Source organism: Streptomyces beijiangensis, assembly GCF_017315755.1.
GTDB classification, from domain to species: domain Bacteria; phylum Actinomycetota; class Actinomycetes; order Streptomycetales; family Streptomycetaceae; genus Streptomyces; species Streptomyces beijiangensis.
In genome coordinates, this window is record NZ_JAFLRJ010001641.1 from 1 (window position 1) to 201 (window position 201).

The window sequence follows — 201 nt, forward strand, 5'->3', positions numbered from 1 at the left end:
CTGCTGCACGGTCCCATCACCGGCATCGGCGTCCCCACCGGCGCGGTCTCCACCGTCGCCGTGGTCATCGGCATGCTGCTGGCCTCCGCCGTGCAGATGGTCATCGGCGAACTCGTGCCCAAGAACTGGGCGGTGTCCCGCCCCCTGCAGGTCGCGCGGTTCGTCGCCGGCCCGCAGCGGGCCTTCGCCCGCGTGTTCCGC

1 protein-coding gene is annotated in these 201 nt (G+C 73.1%); it reads left to right on the forward strand.

Translation table 11 applies throughout. The annotated features are described in order from the left end of the window. The coding region (locus J0695_RS43030; RefSeq protein ID WP_206970227.1) for a CNNM domain-containing protein at window positions 1-201 on the forward strand (201 nt) is incomplete at both ends.